At 72.4% G+C, this 17,048-nt stretch carries 15 protein-coding genes; 9 read left to right on the forward strand and 6 right to left on the reverse strand.

What is annotated here, in order from left to right:
- Positions 1 to 13 precede the first annotated feature (13 nt).
- Entirely contained in the window at positions 14 to 1,042 is a 1,029-nt protein-coding gene (locus tag ACNJ93_RS22315; protein ID WP_418959196.1) for a glycoside hydrolase family 6 protein, read from the reverse strand.
- A 164-nt stretch (positions 1,043 to 1,206) separates the two neighbouring features.
- Between ACNJ93_RS22315 and ACNJ93_RS22320 the strand changes: the two genes are divergently transcribed.
- The 3 genes from ACNJ93_RS22320 (at position 1,207) to ACNJ93_RS22330 (ending at position 3,876) form a co-directional block, all read left to right on the forward strand.
- A complete protein-coding gene (locus tag ACNJ93_RS22320; protein ID WP_418959197.1) occupies positions 1,207 to 1,716 on the forward strand; it encodes a MarR family winged helix-turn-helix transcriptional regulator in 510 nt (169 codons plus the stop codon).
- 43 nt (positions 1,717 to 1,759) lie between these two features.
- Positions 1,760 to 2,092, forward strand: coding sequence for a DUF3817 domain-containing protein (locus ACNJ93_RS22325; protein ID WP_418959198.1), 333 nt, complete (start codon positions 1,760 to 1,762; stop codon positions 2,090 to 2,092).
- A gap of 83 nt (positions 2,093 to 2,175) precedes the next feature.
- Positions 2,176 to 3,876: an acyl-CoA mutase large subunit family protein gene (locus ACNJ93_RS22330; protein ID WP_418959199.1), complete on the forward strand. Its 1,701-nt coding sequence runs from the start codon at positions 2,176 to 2,178 to the stop codon at positions 3,874 to 3,876.
- On the opposite strand, the gene ACNJ93_RS22335 is transcribed toward ACNJ93_RS22330, so the two are convergent.
- Positions 3,873 to 4,535, reverse strand: a complete 663-nt coding sequence (locus ACNJ93_RS22335; protein ID WP_418959200.1) for a TetR/AcrR family transcriptional regulator — start codon at positions 4,533 to 4,535, stop codon at positions 3,873 to 3,875. The genes ACNJ93_RS22330 and ACNJ93_RS22335 overlap by 4 nt on opposite strands.
- A gap of 308 nt (positions 4,536 to 4,843) precedes the next feature.
- Here ACNJ93_RS22335 and ACNJ93_RS22340 point away from each other — a divergent pair, with 308 nt between their 5' ends.
- From ACNJ93_RS22340 to ACNJ93_RS22355, 4 genes are all read left to right on the forward strand, one after another.
- Positions 4,844 to 5,809, forward strand: a complete 966-nt coding sequence (locus ACNJ93_RS22340; protein ID WP_418959201.1) for a tetratricopeptide repeat protein — start codon at positions 4,844 to 4,846, stop codon at positions 5,807 to 5,809.
- Between the two features lie 572 nt (positions 5,810 to 6,381).
- Positions 6,382 to 7,032: a DUF6230 family protein gene (locus ACNJ93_RS22345; RefSeq protein ID WP_418959202.1), complete on the forward strand. Its 651-nt coding sequence runs from the start codon at positions 6,382 to 6,384 to the stop codon at positions 7,030 to 7,032.
- 114 nt (positions 7,033 to 7,146) lie between these two features.
- Entirely contained in the window at positions 7,147 to 7,734 is a 588-nt protein-coding gene (locus tag ACNJ93_RS22350; protein WP_418959203.1) for a DUF6114 domain-containing protein, read from the forward strand.
- Complete coding sequence (locus tag ACNJ93_RS22355) at positions 7,724 to 9,004, forward strand: hypothetical protein (RefSeq protein WP_418959204.1); 1,281 nt, start codon at positions 7,724 to 7,726, stop codon at positions 9,002 to 9,004. The genes ACNJ93_RS22350 and ACNJ93_RS22355 overlap by 11 nt, the downstream gene beginning before the upstream one ends.
- A gap of 85 nt (positions 9,005 to 9,089) precedes the next feature.
- Here ACNJ93_RS22355 and pyk read toward each other — a convergent pair whose 3' ends face one another.
- The 3 genes from pyk to pta form a co-directional block, all read right to left on the reverse strand.
- Positions 9,090 to 10,520 (reverse strand): pyruvate kinase, encoded by a 1,431-nt coding sequence (gene pyk, locus ACNJ93_RS22360; protein WP_418959205.1) that lies wholly within the window; start codon positions 10,518 to 10,520, stop codon positions 9,090 to 9,092.
- 74 nt (positions 10,521 to 10,594) lie between these two features.
- Entirely contained in the window at positions 10,595 to 11,821 is a 1,227-nt protein-coding gene (locus tag ACNJ93_RS22365; RefSeq protein WP_418959206.1) for an acetate kinase, read from the reverse strand.
- Positions 11,818 to 13,905 (reverse strand): phosphate acetyltransferase, encoded by a 2,088-nt coding sequence (pta, locus tag ACNJ93_RS22370; RefSeq protein WP_418959207.1) that lies wholly within the window; start codon positions 13,903 to 13,905, stop codon positions 11,818 to 11,820. Before pta ends, ACNJ93_RS22365 begins: the two co-directional genes overlap by 4 nt.
- Before the next feature lie 236 nt (positions 13,906 to 14,141).
- Here pta and ACNJ93_RS22375 point away from each other — a divergent pair, with 236 nt between their 5' ends.
- Both ACNJ93_RS22375 and ACNJ93_RS22380 read left to right on the forward strand, forming a co-directional pair.
- Entirely contained in the window at positions 14,142 to 15,167 is a 1,026-nt protein-coding gene (locus ACNJ93_RS22375; protein ID WP_418959208.1) for an ATP-dependent 6-phosphofructokinase, read from the forward strand.
- Between the two features lie 220 nt (positions 15,168 to 15,387).
- Positions 15,388 to 16,410, forward strand: a complete 1,023-nt coding sequence (locus ACNJ93_RS22380; protein ID WP_418959209.1) for a helix-turn-helix domain-containing protein — start codon at positions 15,388 to 15,390, stop codon at positions 16,408 to 16,410.
- A gap of 32 nt (positions 16,411 to 16,442) precedes the next feature.
- Here the strand turns inward: ACNJ93_RS22380 and ACNJ93_RS22385 are convergent, their stop codons facing one another.
- The gene (locus ACNJ93_RS22385; protein ID WP_418961490.1) at positions 16,443 to 17,048 is read right to left on the reverse strand and encodes a helix-turn-helix domain-containing protein; all 606 of its coding nucleotides are present in this window, start codon (positions 17,046 to 17,048) and stop codon (positions 16,443 to 16,445) included.

Below are 17,048 nucleotides of genomic sequence, written 5' to 3' on the forward strand. Positions count from 1 at the left end.
GCCCTCCGGCCGCTCAGGCCCTCGCGCGGCGCGCCAGCCCCAGGGCGTAGTCCGGCCACCACGTGCCGGCGGCCGGGCCGCCCCGGCAGGTGCCGTCCGACTCGCCGGGCCGCTTGATCCACAGGTACGCGTCCACCAGCGGATCACCGGTCCGGTCGGTCGGCGGGGTGCCGAGCGCCCGGCCCGGCGGATTGCACCACGCCTCGTCCCGGTCGCCCGGCAGCGGGCCCTGGCCGTTGCGGCTGGTGTCCACCGTGTAGTGCGCGCCGTCGAGCAGCGCCGACAGCCGCGCGCCGAAGCCCTTCACCGCGTCGTTCGTCTGGAAGTTGGACACGTTGAGCGCGAAGCCGTCGGCGCGGGCCACGCCCGCCCGGCGCAGCGGCTCCACCAGCCGGGCCGGGTCCGGGATCCAGGCCGGATTGCCGGCGTCCAGATAGACCCGGGTGCGGGGCTGGCGCTTCAGCCGGTCGACCGCGCCGGCCAGCAGCTCGTAGCGCTCGTCCTGGTACCGCGCCGGGGTGCAGCCGTCCACGAGGTGCGGCACCGCGTCCGGCTCGAGCACCACGATCGCGGAGGCGTCGCCCAGCGCGCCGGCGAAGGCGTCGATCCACGCGCGGTAGGCCGCCGCGTCCGGGGCGCCGCCCGCCGAGTACATGCCGCAGTCACGGTGCGGGATGTTGTACGCGACGAGCACGGCGGTGCGGCCGGCGGCCTTCGCGCCCCGCACGACCTTCGTGACGTCCGGCACCGGGTCGTCGTGGGCCGGCCAGTCCGCGACCGGCCGCTCCGAGATCCGCCGCAGCACCTTCGCGTCCTCGGCGCGCCCCTGCGCCTCGTACCGCCGCACCTGGCGCGCCGCCTCGCTGTCCGGGTCCACCCAGAACGGCGAGCCGGCGCTCGGCTGCGCGGCCGCCCCCGTCCGGGCGCCCGGCGGCCCGACCGGGCCCCGCTGCTCCGGCCGCTCGGGCTCCCCGCAGCCGGCGAGGGCGAGCAGCAGCGCGGTGGCCGCGGCCAGGGCGGTGACGGCGGTAGGTCTGGGCATCCGGCCCCCAGAGACGAGTCGGGTCGAGATCCGGTCGAACCGGGCCATCGTCACATACCGCCCCCGTGGCGGCCCGGTGCGACACCGGAGGCGGCGCGGCCCCCGGGCGACCGAGGACCGAGACGGTACTGACCGCCATATGACCAGTCGGTAAGGTCGTTCCCGTGCCGAAGCCGCTCAGTCTTCCCTTCGACCCCATCGCCCGCGCCGACGAGCTCTGGCAGAAACGCTGGGGGCCGGTTCCGTCGATGGCCGCGATCACCTCGATCATGCGGGCCCACCAGATCCTCCTCGCCGAGGTCGACGCCGTGGTGAAGCCGTACGGGCTCACCTTCGCGCGCTACGAGGCGCTGGTGCTGCTCACCTTCTCCAAGGCCGGCGAGCTGCCGATGTCGAAGATCGGCGAGCGGCTCATGGTCCATCCGACCTCCGTCACCAACACCGTCGACCGCCTGGTGAAGTCCGGCCTCGTCTCCAAGCGCCCCAACCCCAACGACGGGCGCGGCACCCTGGCCTCGATCACCGAGAAGGGCCGCGAGGTCGTCGAGGCGGCGACCCGCGACCTCATGGCGATGGAGTTCGGCCTCGGCGCGTACGACGCGGAGGAATGCGCCGAGATCTTCGCCCTGCTGCGGCCGCTGCGGGTGGCGGCGCACGACTTCGAGGAGTCCTGACCCGCGCGAAGATCGCCCGGTACGGGCGGTTACCCTCGGAACCATGAAATCCAGCGTGCTGACCCGCTACCGCGTCATGGCGTACGTGACCGCCGTCATGCTCCTCGTGCTCTGCACGTGCATGGTCTTCAAGTACGGCTTCGACACGGGCGAGGACGTGACCTTCATGGTCTCCCAGGCCCACGGCGTCCTGTACATCATCTATCTGATCTTCGCCTTCGACCTGGGCTCCAAGGCCAAGTGGCCGTTCGGGAAGCTGCTGTGGATCCTGCTGTCCGGCACGATTCCCTTCGCGGCCTTCTTCGTCGAGCGCAAGGTCGTCCGCGAGACGCTTCCGCTGGTCAGCGGTGCGGAGCCGGCGCCCGCCAAGGCCTGAGGCGCCCTCCCGAACCCCCGTGCCCATCCGCGCGGGGGTTCTCCCGTCGACAGGTGCGAGGACGTCCTCGTAACTTCGAGGGTATGGACGCCGACGCCATCGAAGAGGGCCGCCGCCGCTGGCAGGCCCGCTACGACCGGGCCGAGAAGCGTGAAGCGGACTTCTCGACGCTCTCCGGGGATCCGGTCGAGCCGGTCTACGGGCCCCGGCCCGGTGACAGATACGAGGGTTTCGAGCGGATCGGCTGGCCGGGGGAGTATCCCTTCACCCGCGGCCTGTACTCCACCGGCTACCGCGGCCGCCCCTGGACCATCCGCCAGTTCGCCGGCTTCGGCAACGCCGAGCAGACCAACGAGCGCTACAAGATGATCCTGGCCGCCGGCGGCGGCGGGCTCTCGGTCGCCTTCGACATGCCCACCCTCATGGGCCGCGACTCCGACGACCCCCGCTCCCTCGGCGAGGTCGGCCACTGCGGCGTCGCCGTCGACTCCGCCGCCGACATGGAGGTCCTGTTCAAGGACATCCCCCTCGGCGACGTCACCACCTCCATGACGATCAGCGGCCCCGCCGTGCCCGTCTTCTGCATGTACCTGGTCGCCGCCGAGCGGCAGGGCGTCGACCCCGCCGTGCTGAACGGCACCCTGCAGACGGACATCTTCAAGGAGTACATCGCGCAGAAGGAGTGGCTCTTCCAGCCCGAGCCGCACCTGCGCCTCATCGGCGACCTCATGGAGCACTGCGCGCGGAACATCCCCGCGTACAAGCCGCTGTCCGTCTCCGGCTACCACATCCGCGAGGCCGGGGCGACGGCCGCGCAGGAGCTCGCGTACACCCTCGCCGACGGCTTCGGCTACGTGGAGCTCGGCCTCTCCCGCGGCCTGGACGTGGACGTCTTCGCGCCCGGGCTCTCCTTCTTCTTCGACGCGCACCTCGACTTCTTCGAGGAGATCGCCAAGTTCCGCGCCGCCCGCCGGATCTGGGCCCGCTGGATGCGCGACGTCTACGAGGCCAGGACCGACAAGGCGCAGTGGTTGCGCTTCCACACCCAGACCGCCGGCGTCTCGCTCACCGCCCAGCAGCCGTACAACAACGTGGTGCGCACCGCGGTCGAGGCGCTCTCCGCCGTCCTCGGCGGCACCAACTCCCTGCACACCAACGCCCTCGACGAGACCCTCGCCCTCCCCGGCGAGCAGGCCGCCGAGATCGCCCTGCGCACCCAGCAGGTGCTGCTCGAGGAGACCGGCGTCGCCAACGTCGCGGATCCGCTGGGCGGTTCGTGGTACGTGGAGCAGCTCACCGACCGCATCGAGGCCGACGCGGAGAAGATCTTCGACCGGATCAGGGAACGCGGCCGCCTGGCCCACCCCGACGGGCGGCACCCGATCGGCCCGATGACCTCCGGCATCCTGCGCGGCATCGAGGACGGCTGGTTCACCGGCGAGATCGCCGAGTCGGCCTTCCGCCACCAGCAGGCCCTGGAGAAGGGCGAGAAGAAGGTCGTCGGCGTCAACGTCCACCACGGCTCGGTCACCGGCGACCTGGAGATCCTGCGGGTCAGCCACGAGGTGGAGCGGGAGCAGGTCCGGGTGGTCGGCGAGCGCAGGGAACGCCGGGACGACGCGCAGGCGCGCGCCGCGCTCGACGCGATGCTCGCCGCCGCGCGGGACGGGTCGAACATGATCGGCCCGATGCTGGACGCGGTACGCGCCGAGGCCACGCTCGGCGAGATCTGCGGCGCCCTGCGGGAGGAGTGGGGCGTCTACACGGAGCCGCCGGGCTTCTAGCGGGCGGCCCCGGGCTCCCGGAGCGCGTCCGTACCGCTCTCGGCGGCCGCGCTCAGGCCCCCCACGAGGAGGGCGGAGAGACGTTCCGCCCAGGCCCGGTCGACCGGTTCGGCGGTCACCAGGGAGCGGTTCACCACCGCGCCCGCGACGACGTCGAAGATCAGGGCGTCGACGGCCGCCACGGTCGCCGGGTCCCGGTCCGCGGGCAGTTCGCCGCGCTCCTGCGCCCGCTGGCGGCCCTCCAGGACGAGGCGCTTCTGGCGGTCGACGATCGAGGCGCGGATGCGGTCGCGCAGCGGCTCGTCCCGGGTCGACTCGGCGACCACCGCCATCAGCGCGGTCTTGGTCTCGGGACGCTCCAGCAGCGCGGCGAACTCAAGCACCACGTGCTCGATGTCGGCCCGCAGGGAACCGAGATCGGGCAGTTGGAGTTCATCGAAGAGGACGGCGACGGCGTCGACGACGAGTTCGCTCTTGTTGGCCCAGCGCCGGTAGAGGGTGGTCTTGGCGACCCCGGCCCGTGCCGCCACGTCGCCCATCGTCAGCTTCGACCAGCCCAGTTCCACCAGGGCCGCCCGCGTCGCGTCGAGGATCGCGGTGTCGGCCTCGGCGGACCGGGGGCGTCCGGTGCGGCTGCGGGCGGTGGTGCGAGAACACATGCAGGCGACCATACCCGCCGGTAAGTAGGGCGCCAGGGGCTCGTCCTGTGAGGCAGTTCACGCGCGAGTCCTTCCCGCGCCCGCGCCGATCCAGTTACGCTACGACCCGTAGCGAAAGGGTCTCGGACCGACCCGCGCGACAACCACAGGCACCGGGTGGGGACCCGGTGCACAGACCAGAACGGCACGGCGAACGGCCCACCGGACCGGGCCCGTCCGTACGCCCCCGCACCCGGCGGGGAGCATCCGGGCGGCGCGGTTCGGCCATGGCTTTCCGGTTACGCGCGCGGAAGGGGGAGGATGTACGCATGCAGCCTAGGAACATGTCCATGAGCGGCGTCGTCGACCTTGCCGCGGTGAAGGCGGCCGGCGAGGCCAAGGCGAAGGCGGAGCAGGCCCGGGCCGAGGCGGCCCGCAGCGGCGGCCGCGGCGCCGTCGCCCCGTCCGCCCTGGTGATCGACGTCGACGAGGCGGGCTTCGAGCGCGACGTCCTGCAGCGCTCCGCCGAGGTCCCGGTCGTCATCGACTTCTGGGCCGAGTGGTGCGAGCCCTGCAAGCAGCTCGGTCCCCTCCTCGAACGCCTCGCGGTCGAATACAACGGGCGCTTCCTCCTCGCCAAGGTCGACGTCGACGCCAACCAGATGCTGATGCAGCAGTTCGGGATCCAGGGGATTCCGGCCGTTTTCGCGGTGGTCGCCGGTCAGGCGCTGCCGCTCTTCCAGGGCGCCGCGCCCGAGGCGCAGATCCGCGCCACCCTCGACCAGTTGATCCAGGTCGGCGAGGAGCGCTTCGGTCTGACCGGTCTCGTCGTGGACGGGGACGCGAGCGGCGAATCGGCCGCCGCCGTCCCGGCCGGCCCGTACGACGCGCTGCTCTCGGCCGCCGTGTCCGCGCTGGACTCCGGTGACCTGGGCGGGGCGATCCAGGCGTACAAGAACGTGCTCGCCGACGACCCGGGCAACCCGGAGGCCAAGCTGGGTCTCGCCCAGGCCGAACTGCTCGCCCGGGTGCAGGGGCTGGACCCCCAGCAGGCGCGCAAGAACGCCGCGGACAACCCCAAGGACGTGGCCGCGCAGATCGCCGCCGCCGACCTGGATCTGGTGGGCGGTCATGTGCAGGACGCCTTCGGCCGGCTGGTCGACACCGTGCGCGTCACGGCGGGCGAGGACCGGGACGCGGCCCGGGTGCGGCTGCTGGAGCTGTTCGAGGTCATCGGCGCCGAGGACCCGCGCGTGACGGCGGCCCGGCAGGCGCTCGCCCGGGTGCTCTTCTGACCCTTCGTCGCCCGTCGATTTGGCGACAGAGTGACCGGACGCGGCCGCGCTTTACCAAAACTTGGTAATCGCGGCCGCTGTTACTCGCAGTAAATCGAACCTGGATTTCTGTCCGGGTTGTTCCGGAGTTCCTCCCCTATGTCGGCAGAGCCGGCGGCACCCTGTGTGGCCGCCCGGCGGCGCGCTGTCGTGGCGTGGTTATCCACCCGTTACTAGCCAGTAACGAACCCCCTTGTGCCCCGGCCCGGAATGGACCACGATCGGCGACGCTCGGTCCTCTCCACACCCCCGGCAACCAACCGGGACCGTGGCGAGGGTCCCCACCGGGCGGACCGACGGCGGTGCCGGCGGTCGTGGACAGGGGGGTTCCTGCTCGTGATGGCAGGGCCTGTCCAGCAGGTTGCGCGCAAGGCGTGGCCAGTGGTTGTCGCTCGGGGGTGATCGCCGGTGATTCGGACGCGCGTCGCGCCTGAAGGTTCGGCGCTCTCCTTCCCGAGGACGTAGCACTTCTCCCATCCCAGGACGGGCCCTGGGCCCATCCGGAGATGTACGTCCGAGAAGGAGGAATTCTCATGAAGTCCCAGGTTCGTGGCGGGACCAGATGGAAGCGGTTCGCCGTCGTCATGGTGCCGAGCGTGGCCGCGACGGCCGCGATCGGCGTCGGCCTGGCTCAGGGCGCGCTGGCCGCGTCCTTCAGCATCTCCGGCCAGGAGTTCAAGGTGAAGGCCGACAGCCTCGTCGGCAATGACTTCGTCCAGTACGGCAGCGTCGCCAGCGGCAAGACCCTCGAGGGCAAGCCCTTCGCGGAGCCGGTCGGCGTCTCGGGCTTCTCCGAGGCCTGGATCACCAACATGTGCCAGTCCGTGGTGACTCCGAACGTCCCGTTCATCGGCAACGTCAGCCTCGAGCTGCGCGCCGGTACCGAGGGCGCGAAGGACCCGGCGAAGCGGGTCTACGCCAAGGACATCTACCTCGACGTCTCCTCGCTGAAGGCCGACGCCGAGTTCGGCAACATCGACATCGGTGTGGCCGCGGGCCAGCTGAAGGACCCGGGCATCCAGCCGGGCACCCAGGCCAACCCGTACGGCTTCTCGCAGCGCGCCAAGACGGCGAAGCTGTCGAACGTCGAGCAGAAGGCCTGGGCGACCACGGCCGGCACCTTCAAGCTCCCCGACCTGAGCCTGAAGCTGCACAAGGGCACCAAGGAGTGCTTCACCGAGTAGTACTCGGCAGGCGGGCGGGGCCGTGTCCACGGTCCCGCCCGCCGACGGATCCGCCGCCGCGGCGCGGCACATCTCCAACTTCTCAGCAACACCGCTTCCAGGGAGCTGTTTTCCATGAGCGCCGAGTCCATTGGTTCCCGCGGATTCACCTACTGGCGGCTGCGCTTCCGGGCGTGGCGGGGCAACCGGCCGTTCTGGGGCGGTCTGTTCACCATGATCGGCGGTCTGCCGATCGCCTACCTGCCGTACGCGGACATGCGGCTCGGCAACATGACGATCGCCATGGCCACCACGGCCGGCGCCGGCTCGCTGATCATCGGCGTGCTGCTGGTCACCCTCGGCCTGACGATGTGGTTCCAGTCCGCGGTCCGCGTCTTCGCGGGCGTCGCCGCCATCGTGCTCGCGCTCGTGTCCATCCCGGTCGCCAACCTCGGCGGCTTCGGCATCGGACTGATCTGCGCGCTGGTGGGCGGCGGCCTCTCCGCGGCCTGGGCGCCCGGCGTCCCGGTGGACGAGGCGGCCGGCGAGGGGGCCCTCGCGGCCGCGCCCGCCCCGGCGGCGGAGCCGGTGCCGGCGCACGAGGTCGCCATGATCGAGCCGCTGGCGCTGCCGGAGCAGCGCGACGGCCAGGAGCAGGCCCCGAACGAGCACGCGACCGAGACCACGATCGACGCCAACGGCGGGAGGAACAGTGCGGGGTGACGAAACACAGTCGGCGACGGCTGGGGGCGACGCCGCTCCGGCGAGAAGGGGTCCGCGTCACGCGGCCCCCCGGAAGTCGCTGCTGACCAAGCTCCAGGTGCCCGCCGGCAAGGCGATGGCCCTGGCCGCCATGCCGACCGCGGTCCTCGTGGGCATGGGCCTGACGCCCAAGCTGGCGCTGGCCGACGAGAAGGACATCCCCTTCGCGCCCGGTCCGTGCGTGACCCGCTCCGACGAGCCGGTCGAGCCCGAGGAGTCCAAGAGCCCCGAGGCCACGAAGTCGCCCGAGCCGAGCGCCAGCACCGCGCCGGACGAGGACGGCGGGACCGGCGGCGACGGCGGCGCCGAGGAGCCCGCGCCGTCCGCGAGCCCTTCCGCGAGCGCCGACGGCGCGCAGAAGACCGTGACCGACGCCGTGAAGCCGTCGGCCACCCCGACGCCCACGCCGACCCCGACGCCGACGAAGACGGTCAACCCGCTGGACCCGCTGGGCGTCGGCGACAAGATCAAGGACTTCTTCGACGGCCCCGACGAGCCGACGGCCACCCCGACGCCGACCGCGTCCACCGCGCCGACGACCGCGCCGACCGCGCAGCCGACCGCCGCGCCCACGGCGAAGCCGACGGCCAAGCCGACCCTGGACGACGCGGCCGACCGTACGAAGGACGCCATCCGGGAGGCCGCCGACAAGGCCGGCGCCACGGTGGAGGAGCTGGACGAGGACGCCAAGGGCCTGGACCCCAAGAAGGACACGGACATACCGGACGAGGCCAAGCCCCGCTTCCCCTGTCCGACGCCCGACCCGGAGGCGCTCGCGGCGGCGGAGCTGGAGGAGGGCATGCCGCTCCTGCCGGACGAGCCGTGGGTCCTCGACAGCACCCTGCTCACGCTCAAGGGTCTGAAGTACCACGGCATCGTCGAGGTGAAGACCGGCAGCGGCAAGGTCAAGAAGGTCCTGAAGTTCACCGCGAGCGACGGCGTGGACATCAAGGACCTGCACCAGAAGACCGTCCACTCCGACGGCATGACCGGACACGTCCGCTCCGACAAGGGCTCGACGTCGACCATGCGCAACGGCACCGTGACCATGTACACGGAGCAGCTGAAGGGCAACCTCTTCGGGCTGATCCCGGTCACGTTCAACCCGCAGACCCCGCCGCCGCTCGACGTCCCGTTCGCGTTCTTCACGAACGTGGAGGTCATCCAGGCCGGCCAGTTCGGCGGCACGCTGACCGTGCCCGGCCTGCGCAACACCATCGAGCCGAACTGACGCGCGTACCGACCCTTCCGGGAGCCGCACACGACGAGGGCCCCGTCCGATTCCCGGACGGGGCCCTCGTCGTGCTTCCGGCGGGTCAGTCGCGCCCGCCGCCGCCCAGGTGGTGCACCCGGACCATGTTGGTGGTGCCGGGGACGCCGGGGGGCGAGCCGGCGGTGATGACCATGGTGTCGCCCTCGTTGTACCGCTGCAGCTTCAGCAGGGCCGCGTCGACGAGCTCGACCATGGCGTCGGTGGTCTCCACGAACGGCGCGAGGAAGGACTCCACGCCCCAGCTCAGGGTGAGCTGGTTGCGGGTCGACTCGTCCGTGGTGAAGGCCAGGATCGGCTGCGCGGCGCGATAGCGGGACAGCCGGCGGGCGGTGTCGCCGGACTTGGTGAAGGCGATCAGCGCCTTGCCGTCCAGGAAGTCGGCGATCTCGCAGGCCGCGCGAGCCACCGAACCGCCCTGCGTACGCGGCTTCTTGCCGGGCACCAGCGGCTGCAGGCCCTTGGAGAGCAGCTCCTCCTCGGCCGCGGCGACGATCTTCGACATCGTCTTCACGGTCTCGATCGGGTACGCGCCCACCGAGGACTCGGCGGACAGCATGACCGCGTCCGCGCCGTCCAGGATGGCGTTGGCGACGTCGCTCGCCTCGGCGCGGGTCGGACGGGAGTTGGTGATCATCGACTCCATCATCTGGGTGGCGACGATGACCGGCTTGGCGTTGCGGCGGCACATCTCCACGAGGCGCTTCTGCACCATCGGGACCCGCTCCAGCGGGTACTCCACGGCCAGGTCGCCGCGGGCGACCATGACCGCGTCGAAGGCCGCGACGACCTCCGCCATGTTCTCGACGGCCTGCGGCTTCTCCACCTTGGCGATGACCGGGACCCGGCGGCCCTCCTCGTCCATCACCTTGTGGACGTCCTTGACGTCGGCGGCGTCGCGGACGAAGGAGAGGGCGACCATGTCGCAGCCCATGCGGAGCGCGAAGCGGAGGTCCTCGACGTCCTTCTCGGACAGGGCCGGGACGTTGACGGCGGCACCGGGCAGGTTGATGCCCTTGTGGTCGGAGATGACCCCGCCCTCGATGACGACGGTCTTCACCCGGGGGCCGTCGACCTCGACGACCCGGAGCTCGACGTTGCCGTCGTTGATGAGGACCTGGTCGCCCTTGGAGACGTCGCCCGGCAGCCCCTTGTACGTGGTGCCGCAGACGGACTTGTCGCCCGGGACGTCCTCGGTGGTGATGGTGAACTCGTCACCGCGGACCAGTTCGACCGGCCCCTCGGCGAAGGTCTCCAGACGGATCTTGGGGCCCTGGAGGTCGGCGAGCACGCCCACGGCGCGGCCGGTGTCCGCGGCCGCCCTGCGGAGACGGTCGTACCGCTCCTGGTGCTCTGCCTGGGTCCCGTGGCTCATGTTGAATCGGGCCACGTTCATGCCGGCCTCGATCAGCGCTTTCAGCTGCTCGTAGGAGTCGACGGCGGGGCCCAGCGTACAGACGATTTTGGAACGGCGCATGAGGCGGATCCTATCGGTTTGTTTCATCGCGGAATATTCCGTCTGGTGGAATGTACAAATGGGCAGGGGTCCGCTCAGTCGACTACCAGTGCGTAGGTCTGGCGGGCGATCTCCAGCTCCTCGTCCGTCGGCACCACGGCCACCGCCACCCGCGCGTGATCCGGCGAGATCAGCCGCGGCTCGTCCGACCGCACCGCGTTGCGGCCGGCGTCCACCGCGAGGCCCAGCTCCTCCAGACCCGCGATCGCAGCTTCCCGCACCGGGGCCGCGTTCTCACCCACTCCGGCCGTGAACACGACCGCGTCCACCCGGCCGAGTACCGCGTAGTAGGCCCCGATGTACTTCTTCAGCCGGTGCACATAGACGTCGAAGGCCAGCCGCGCCCGCTCGTCGCCCTCGTCGATCCGCCGCCGGATCTCGCGCATGTCGTTGTCGCCGCACAGCCCGACCAGACCGCTCCGCTTGTTGAGGAGCGCGTCGACCTCGTCCGTCGACATCCCCGCGACCCGCACCAGATGGAACGTCACCGCCGGGTCGACGTCGCCGGACCGGGTGCCCATCACCAGGCCCTCCAGCGGCGTCAGGCCCATCGAGGTGTCCACGCAGCGGCCGCCCGCCACCGCCGAGGCCGACGCCCCGTTGCCCAGGTGCAGCACGATCACGTTGACGTCCTCGGGCGCCTTGCCGAGGAGTTCGGCCGCGGCCCGGGAGACGTAGGCGTGCGAGGTGCCGTGGAAGCCGTAGCGGCGGATCCGGTGCGCGTCCGCCGTCTCCACGTCGATCGCGTACCGCGCCGCGTACTCCGGCATCGTCGTGTGGAACGCCGTGTCGAACACCGCCACCTGCGGCAGGTCCGGGCGCAGGGCCGTCGCCGTACGGATGCCGATCAGGTTCGCCGGGTTGTGCAGCGGCGCGACGGGCACCAGCCGCTCGATCTCCGCCAGCACCTCGTCGTCGATCACCGTCGGCGCGGTGAACCGCAGCCCGCCGTGCACCACCCGGTGGCCGATGGCGGCCAGTTCGGGGGAGTCCAGGCCGAGGCCGTCCGCGGCCAGCTCCCCGGCGACCGCCTTCAGCGCGGCCGCGTGGTCGGGGACCGCACCGGTCCGCTCCCGCTTCTCGCCGCCGCCGCGCAGCGGCGTGTGCACCAGGCGCGAGGTCTCCTCGCCGATCCGCTCCACCAGGCCGACCGCGAGCCGGGCGCCGTCGCGCATGTCGAGCAGCTGGTACTTCACGGACGAGGAGCCGGAGTTGAGGACGAGAACGCGGGTGGGCGCGGACGAGGAGGGACGGGCGGTCATGCGGGGAGCTCCTGGGCCTGGGACTGGATGGCGGTGATGGCGACCGTGTTGACGATGTCGCTGACGAGCGCGCCGCGCGACAGGTCGTTGACCGGCTTGCGCAGGCCCTGCAGGACCGGGCCGACGGCCACGGCGCCGGCCGAGCGCTGCACGGCCTTGTAGGTGTTGTTGCCGGTGTTGAGGTCCGGGAAGATCAGCACGGTCGCCTGGCCGGCCACCTCCGAGTCCGGCAGCTTCGTGGCGGCGACGGACGGCTCGACGGCCGCGTCGTACTGGATCGGGCCCTCGATCCGCAGCTCCGGGTGGGACTCCCGGACCAGCTTGGTCGCCTCGCGCACCTTGTCGACGTCCGCGCCGGAGCCGGAGGTGCCGGTCGAGTACGAGAGCATCGCGATCCGCGGCTCCACGCCGAAGCGGGCCGCGGTGGCCGCCGACTGCACGGCGATGTCGGCGAGCTGCTCCGCGTTCGGGTCCGGGTTCACCGCGCAGTCGCCGTACACCAGCACCTTGTCGGCCAGGCACATGAAGAAGACGGACGAGACGATCGACGCGTCCGGCTTGGTCTTGATGATCTCGAAGGCGGGCCGGATGGTCGCGGCGGTGGAGTGCACCGACCCCGACACCATGCCGTCCGCCAGCCCCTCCTCGACCATCAGCGTGCCGAAGTAGTTGACGTCCGAGACGACGTCGTACGCCAGCTCCACCGTGACGCCCTTGTGGGCGCGCAGCGCCGCGTACTTCTCCGCGAACGCGTCGCGCAGCTCGGAGGTCTGCGGGTCGATCAGCTGCACGGACGGCGCGGACAGGTCGACGCCCAGGTCCGCGGCCTTCTTCCGGATCGTCTCCACGTCGCCGAGCAGCGTCAGGTCGCACACGTCCCGGCGGATCAGCACGTCCGCGGCGCGCAGCACCCGCTCCTCGGCGCCCTCGGGCAGCACCACCCGGCGGCGGTCGGCGCGCGCCTGCTCCAGCAGGTCGTGCTCGAACATCATCGGCGTGACCCGGCTGCTGCGGGCCACCGAGATCCGCTTCAGCAGATCCGCGGTGGCCACGTGCCGCTCGAACAGGCCCAGCGCCGTCTCCGCCTTGCGCGGCGTCGCGGCGCTCAACTTGCCCTCCAGCGAGAACAGTTCGGCTGCGGTGGGGAAGCTGTTGCCGGCCACCGAGAGCACCGGGGTGCCGGGCGCGAGCCGGGCGGCCAGCGTCAGGACCTCGTCGCTGGGCCGCTCGCCCAGGGTCAGCAGCACGCCGGCGATCGGCGGGGTGCCGGCCGAGTGCGCGGCCAGCGCGCCGACCACCAGATCGGCCCGGTCGCCGGGGGTGACGACCAGCGAGCCCGGGGTCAGGGCGGGCAGGAAGTTCGGCAGCATCGCCCCGCCGAAGACGAAGTCCAGGGCGTCGCGGGACAGCCCCGCGTCGTCTCCGAGCACCACCTCCGCGCCGAGCGCCTGCCGGATCTGCGCCACCGTCGGCGCGGACAGGGCCGGCTCGTCGGGCAGCACGTAGCAGGGGACGGGCAGCCGGGCGGCCAGCCGCTCCGCGAGCGGCTCGCGGTCCTCGGCGGCGACCCGGTTCACCACCATCGCCAGCACGTCGCAGCCGAGGCCGTCGTACGCGCGGAAGGCGTTGCGCGCCTCGGCCCGCACCGACTCGGCGGTCTGCCCCTTGCCGCCGACCACCGGGATCACCGACGCGCCGAACTCGTTCGCGAGGCGGGCGTTCAGGGCAAGCTCGTCGGGGAGCTGGGTGGCGGCGAAATCGGTGCCGAGGACGAGCACGACCTCGTACTCCCGGGCCACCGCGTGGTACTTCTCCACCAGCCGGGACACCAGTTCGTCCGGCCCGCGCTCGGCCTGGAGCGCCGAGGCCTCGTGGTAGTCCATGCCGTACACCGACGCCGGGTCCTGGGTCAGCCGGTAGCGGGCGCGCAGCAGGTCGAACAGCCGGTCGGGACGGTGGTGCACCAGCGGACGGAACACCCCCACCCGGTCCACCTGCCGGGTCAGCAGCTCCATGACCCCCAGTTCGACGACCTGCCGGCCGTCCCCCCGGTCGATCCCGGTCACGTACACGCTGCGCGTCACGCCGTCGTCTCCTGTCGGTCCAGTCGGTCCGGTCGGACCGGAAGCCTCGGTCCGGTCGGACCAGAAACACACGTAAGAGTGGCAATGCCCTCTTGACAATACCCTCGGGCGTGGATAGAGGCGCGGAGTAGCAGGAGACGCGGGGCGCGGCACCACCGTGTGAGAATCGACAGACGGGCCCACCCTGAACGACCGCGGGCCCCGCCCGGCCCCCAGGGAGCAGGAGACGAGACACGATGCGCATCGGAGTTCTCACCGCAGGCGGCGACTGCCCCGGCCTGAACGCCGTGATCCGCTCGGTCGTGCACCGGGCGCTCACCGGGTACGGCGACGAAGTCATCGGCTTCGAGGACGGGTTCAAGGGCCTCCTGGACGGCCACTACCGGCCCCTCGACCTCAACGAGGTCAGCGGCATCCTCGCCCGCGGCGGCACCATCCTCGGCTCGGCCCGCATGGAGCGCGCCCGCCTCAGCGAGGCCGCCGAGAACTGTGTGGCGCTGCAGCGCGAGTACGGGCTCGACGCCCTCGTCCCGATCGGCGGCGAGGGCACCCTGACCGCCGCGCGGATGCTCTCCGACGCCGGGATGCCCGTCGTCGGCGTGCCCAAGACCATCGACAACGACATCTCGTCCACCGACCGCACCTTCGGCTTCGACACCGCCGTCACCGTCGCCACCGAGGCCATGGACCGCCTCAAGACCACCGCCGAGTCCCACCAGCGCGTCATGGTCGTCGAGGTGATGGGCCGCCACGCGGGCTGGATCGCGCTGGAGTCCGGCATGGCGGGCGGCGCGCACGGCATCTGCCTGCCCGAGCGGCCCTTCGACCCGGCGGACCTGGTCAAGATGGTCGAGGAGCGCTTCTCGCGCGGCAAGAAGTTCGCGGTGATCTGCGTGGCCGAGGGCGCGCACCCGGCCGAGGGCACCATGGACTACAAGAAGGGCGAGATCGACCCGTACGGGCACGAGCGCTTCCAGGGCATCGGCAACCGGCTCGCCGCCGAACTGGAGAAGCGCCTCGGCAAGGAGGCCCGGCCGGTCATCCTCGGCCACGTCCAGCGCGGCGGCACCCCCACCGCGTACGACCGGGTGCTCGCCACCCGCTTCGGCTGGCACGCGGTCGAGGCGGTGCACCGCGGCGAGTACGGGCGGATGACCGCCCTGCGCGGCACGCACGTCCGGATGGTGCCGCTCGCGGAGGCGGTGACGCGGCTGAAGACCGTGCCGGAGGACCGGATGGCGGAGGCCGAGTCCGTCTTCTGAGGCCCGGTGGCCCGCGGAGCCCTGTGGCACGGCCCGCCGGGCGGCCCCGTTCGTCTCCCCCGTGGGCGAGCGGGGCCGCCCGTCTCGTACGGCAGTCCGCCGCCCCCCGAGCGGAATTGCCGCTCCCCACTCTTGAGTCGAACAGCTCGATCAACAAGGCTTACGCCTGTCCGGGACATGTCCCAACCGGGCGGTAACCGGCGAGGAAGGGGAGGGCCGCATGGCCGCGGGGGAGAGAGCTCCCGATCCACAGGGCGCGCGCACCCCGGGCGAGTTCCTGGCGCTGCTGCAGGAGCTCAAGGAGTGGTCAGGACTGACGTACCGGGAGCTGGCCGCGCGGGCGGAGGCGGTCGGCGAGGTCCTGCCGCGGTCCACGGTGGCCAACATGCTCGCCCGGGTGGCGGGCCTGCCGCGCGAGGAACTGCTCGCCGCCTTCGTCCGCGCCTGCGGGGTCCCGCCGGGGGACCGCGACGCCTGGTTGACGGTCCGCAAGGAACTGGCGGTGGGCGGGATGCGCGAGCCCGAGCCCGAGTCCCGGCCCGGGGACGAGCCGGCGTCCGGGCTGCTCGCGGCCGGTGACGACTCGGGCGGGGCGTCGTGGCCCGCCGAGGCCGCTCCCGCCGACGGCTCCGCGCCCGTCCCCGCCCCCACGGGCCGCTCGCGCGTGCGCCGGACGGCCGTCGGACTGGTCGCGGTCGTGGCGCTCGTGATCGCCGTGGTCAGCGTCGTCACCCTCGTCCGGGACGGCGCACGGCGCGTCGTGGGGCAGCCGGTCGCGCCCGCCGCAGGGCAGGTCCTGATCCGCTCCATGGAGTCGGGGCTCTGCCTCGGCGAGCGGGCGAGCGACCGCAGCGGCCAGGTGTACCAGCGCGAGTGCGCGGGCGCGGACGTCCCGAGGTACGAGCTGCTGCCGCTCACCGGCGCGGACGCCGGCCGCTGGCGGCTGGTCACCCACCACCCCGAGTTCGGCCCCGGCTGCTCGGGCGTGCCCGGCACCGCGTCGAGGCCCGCGGCGCCGCTGCACGACTCGGAGTGCGGGGAGGAGGGCCGTACCGAGACGTTCCGTCTGGAGCCGTACGGCACCCCGGTGCAGGGCTACCTCATCCGGCCCGGCGCCTCCGCGCTCTGCGTCACGGTGACGGGCGACCTGCGCGCGCCGTGGTCCCGCCTGGAGACGGCCGCGTGCGCGGAGGACGCGCGCGGCCGGCGCGGCCAGCTGTTCAGCTTCGACCGGCGGCCGTAGGAGGCGCGGGGCGGGTCATCCGACGGCCGCCGTCAGCCGACGGCCGCCCAGAAGTGCTCGACGATGCGGTCCAGGTACGCCCGGCCCTCCTCGCCGCTGCCGCCGGACGCGCCCCAGCTGCTCGTGGTGGCCATCCGCGCGTGGTACTCGCCGTGGAGCCGCTGGAGCGCGGCCTCCAGGGCGGGGCGCGGCAGCGGCAGCAGCTTGGCCGCCGGCTTCACGTACGCCTGCCAGCGCGTGGTCGCCGCGTCCCGCAGCACCCCGGCCAGATCCTCGTCGCGGCCGGTGGCGGTGAGCAGCTCGCGCGGGCCGAGCCGCAGGGTCTCGGCGAGGGCGGCGGTCTGGCGGTCGTTGCCGCGCCAGCGGCCGGTCTCCTCCATGCGCCGGTACGCCACCGGGTCCATGCCGACCCGGCGCGCGAGGTCCTCCAGCGCGAGGCCGCGGGCCATCCGGTGTTCCCGGAGGGTGGTCGCGGCGGCGATCAGGTCGGCGGGGGCGCACCAGAGCACGCCGGCGAGGGCGGACAGCTCGCGGGAGGTGGGGGCGAGCTGCCCGCGCTCCCAGGCGACGACGGTCTCGGGCGTCACGGCGATGCCGTACTGGGCCCGGAGGCCGTAGGCGACGTGACCCGGAGCCAT

It is taken from the genome of Streptomyces tritici, assembly GCF_048500665.1.
In the GTDB taxonomy this organism is placed as follows: Bacteria; Actinomycetota; Actinomycetes; order Streptomycetales; family Streptomycetaceae; genus Streptomyces; species Streptomyces tritici.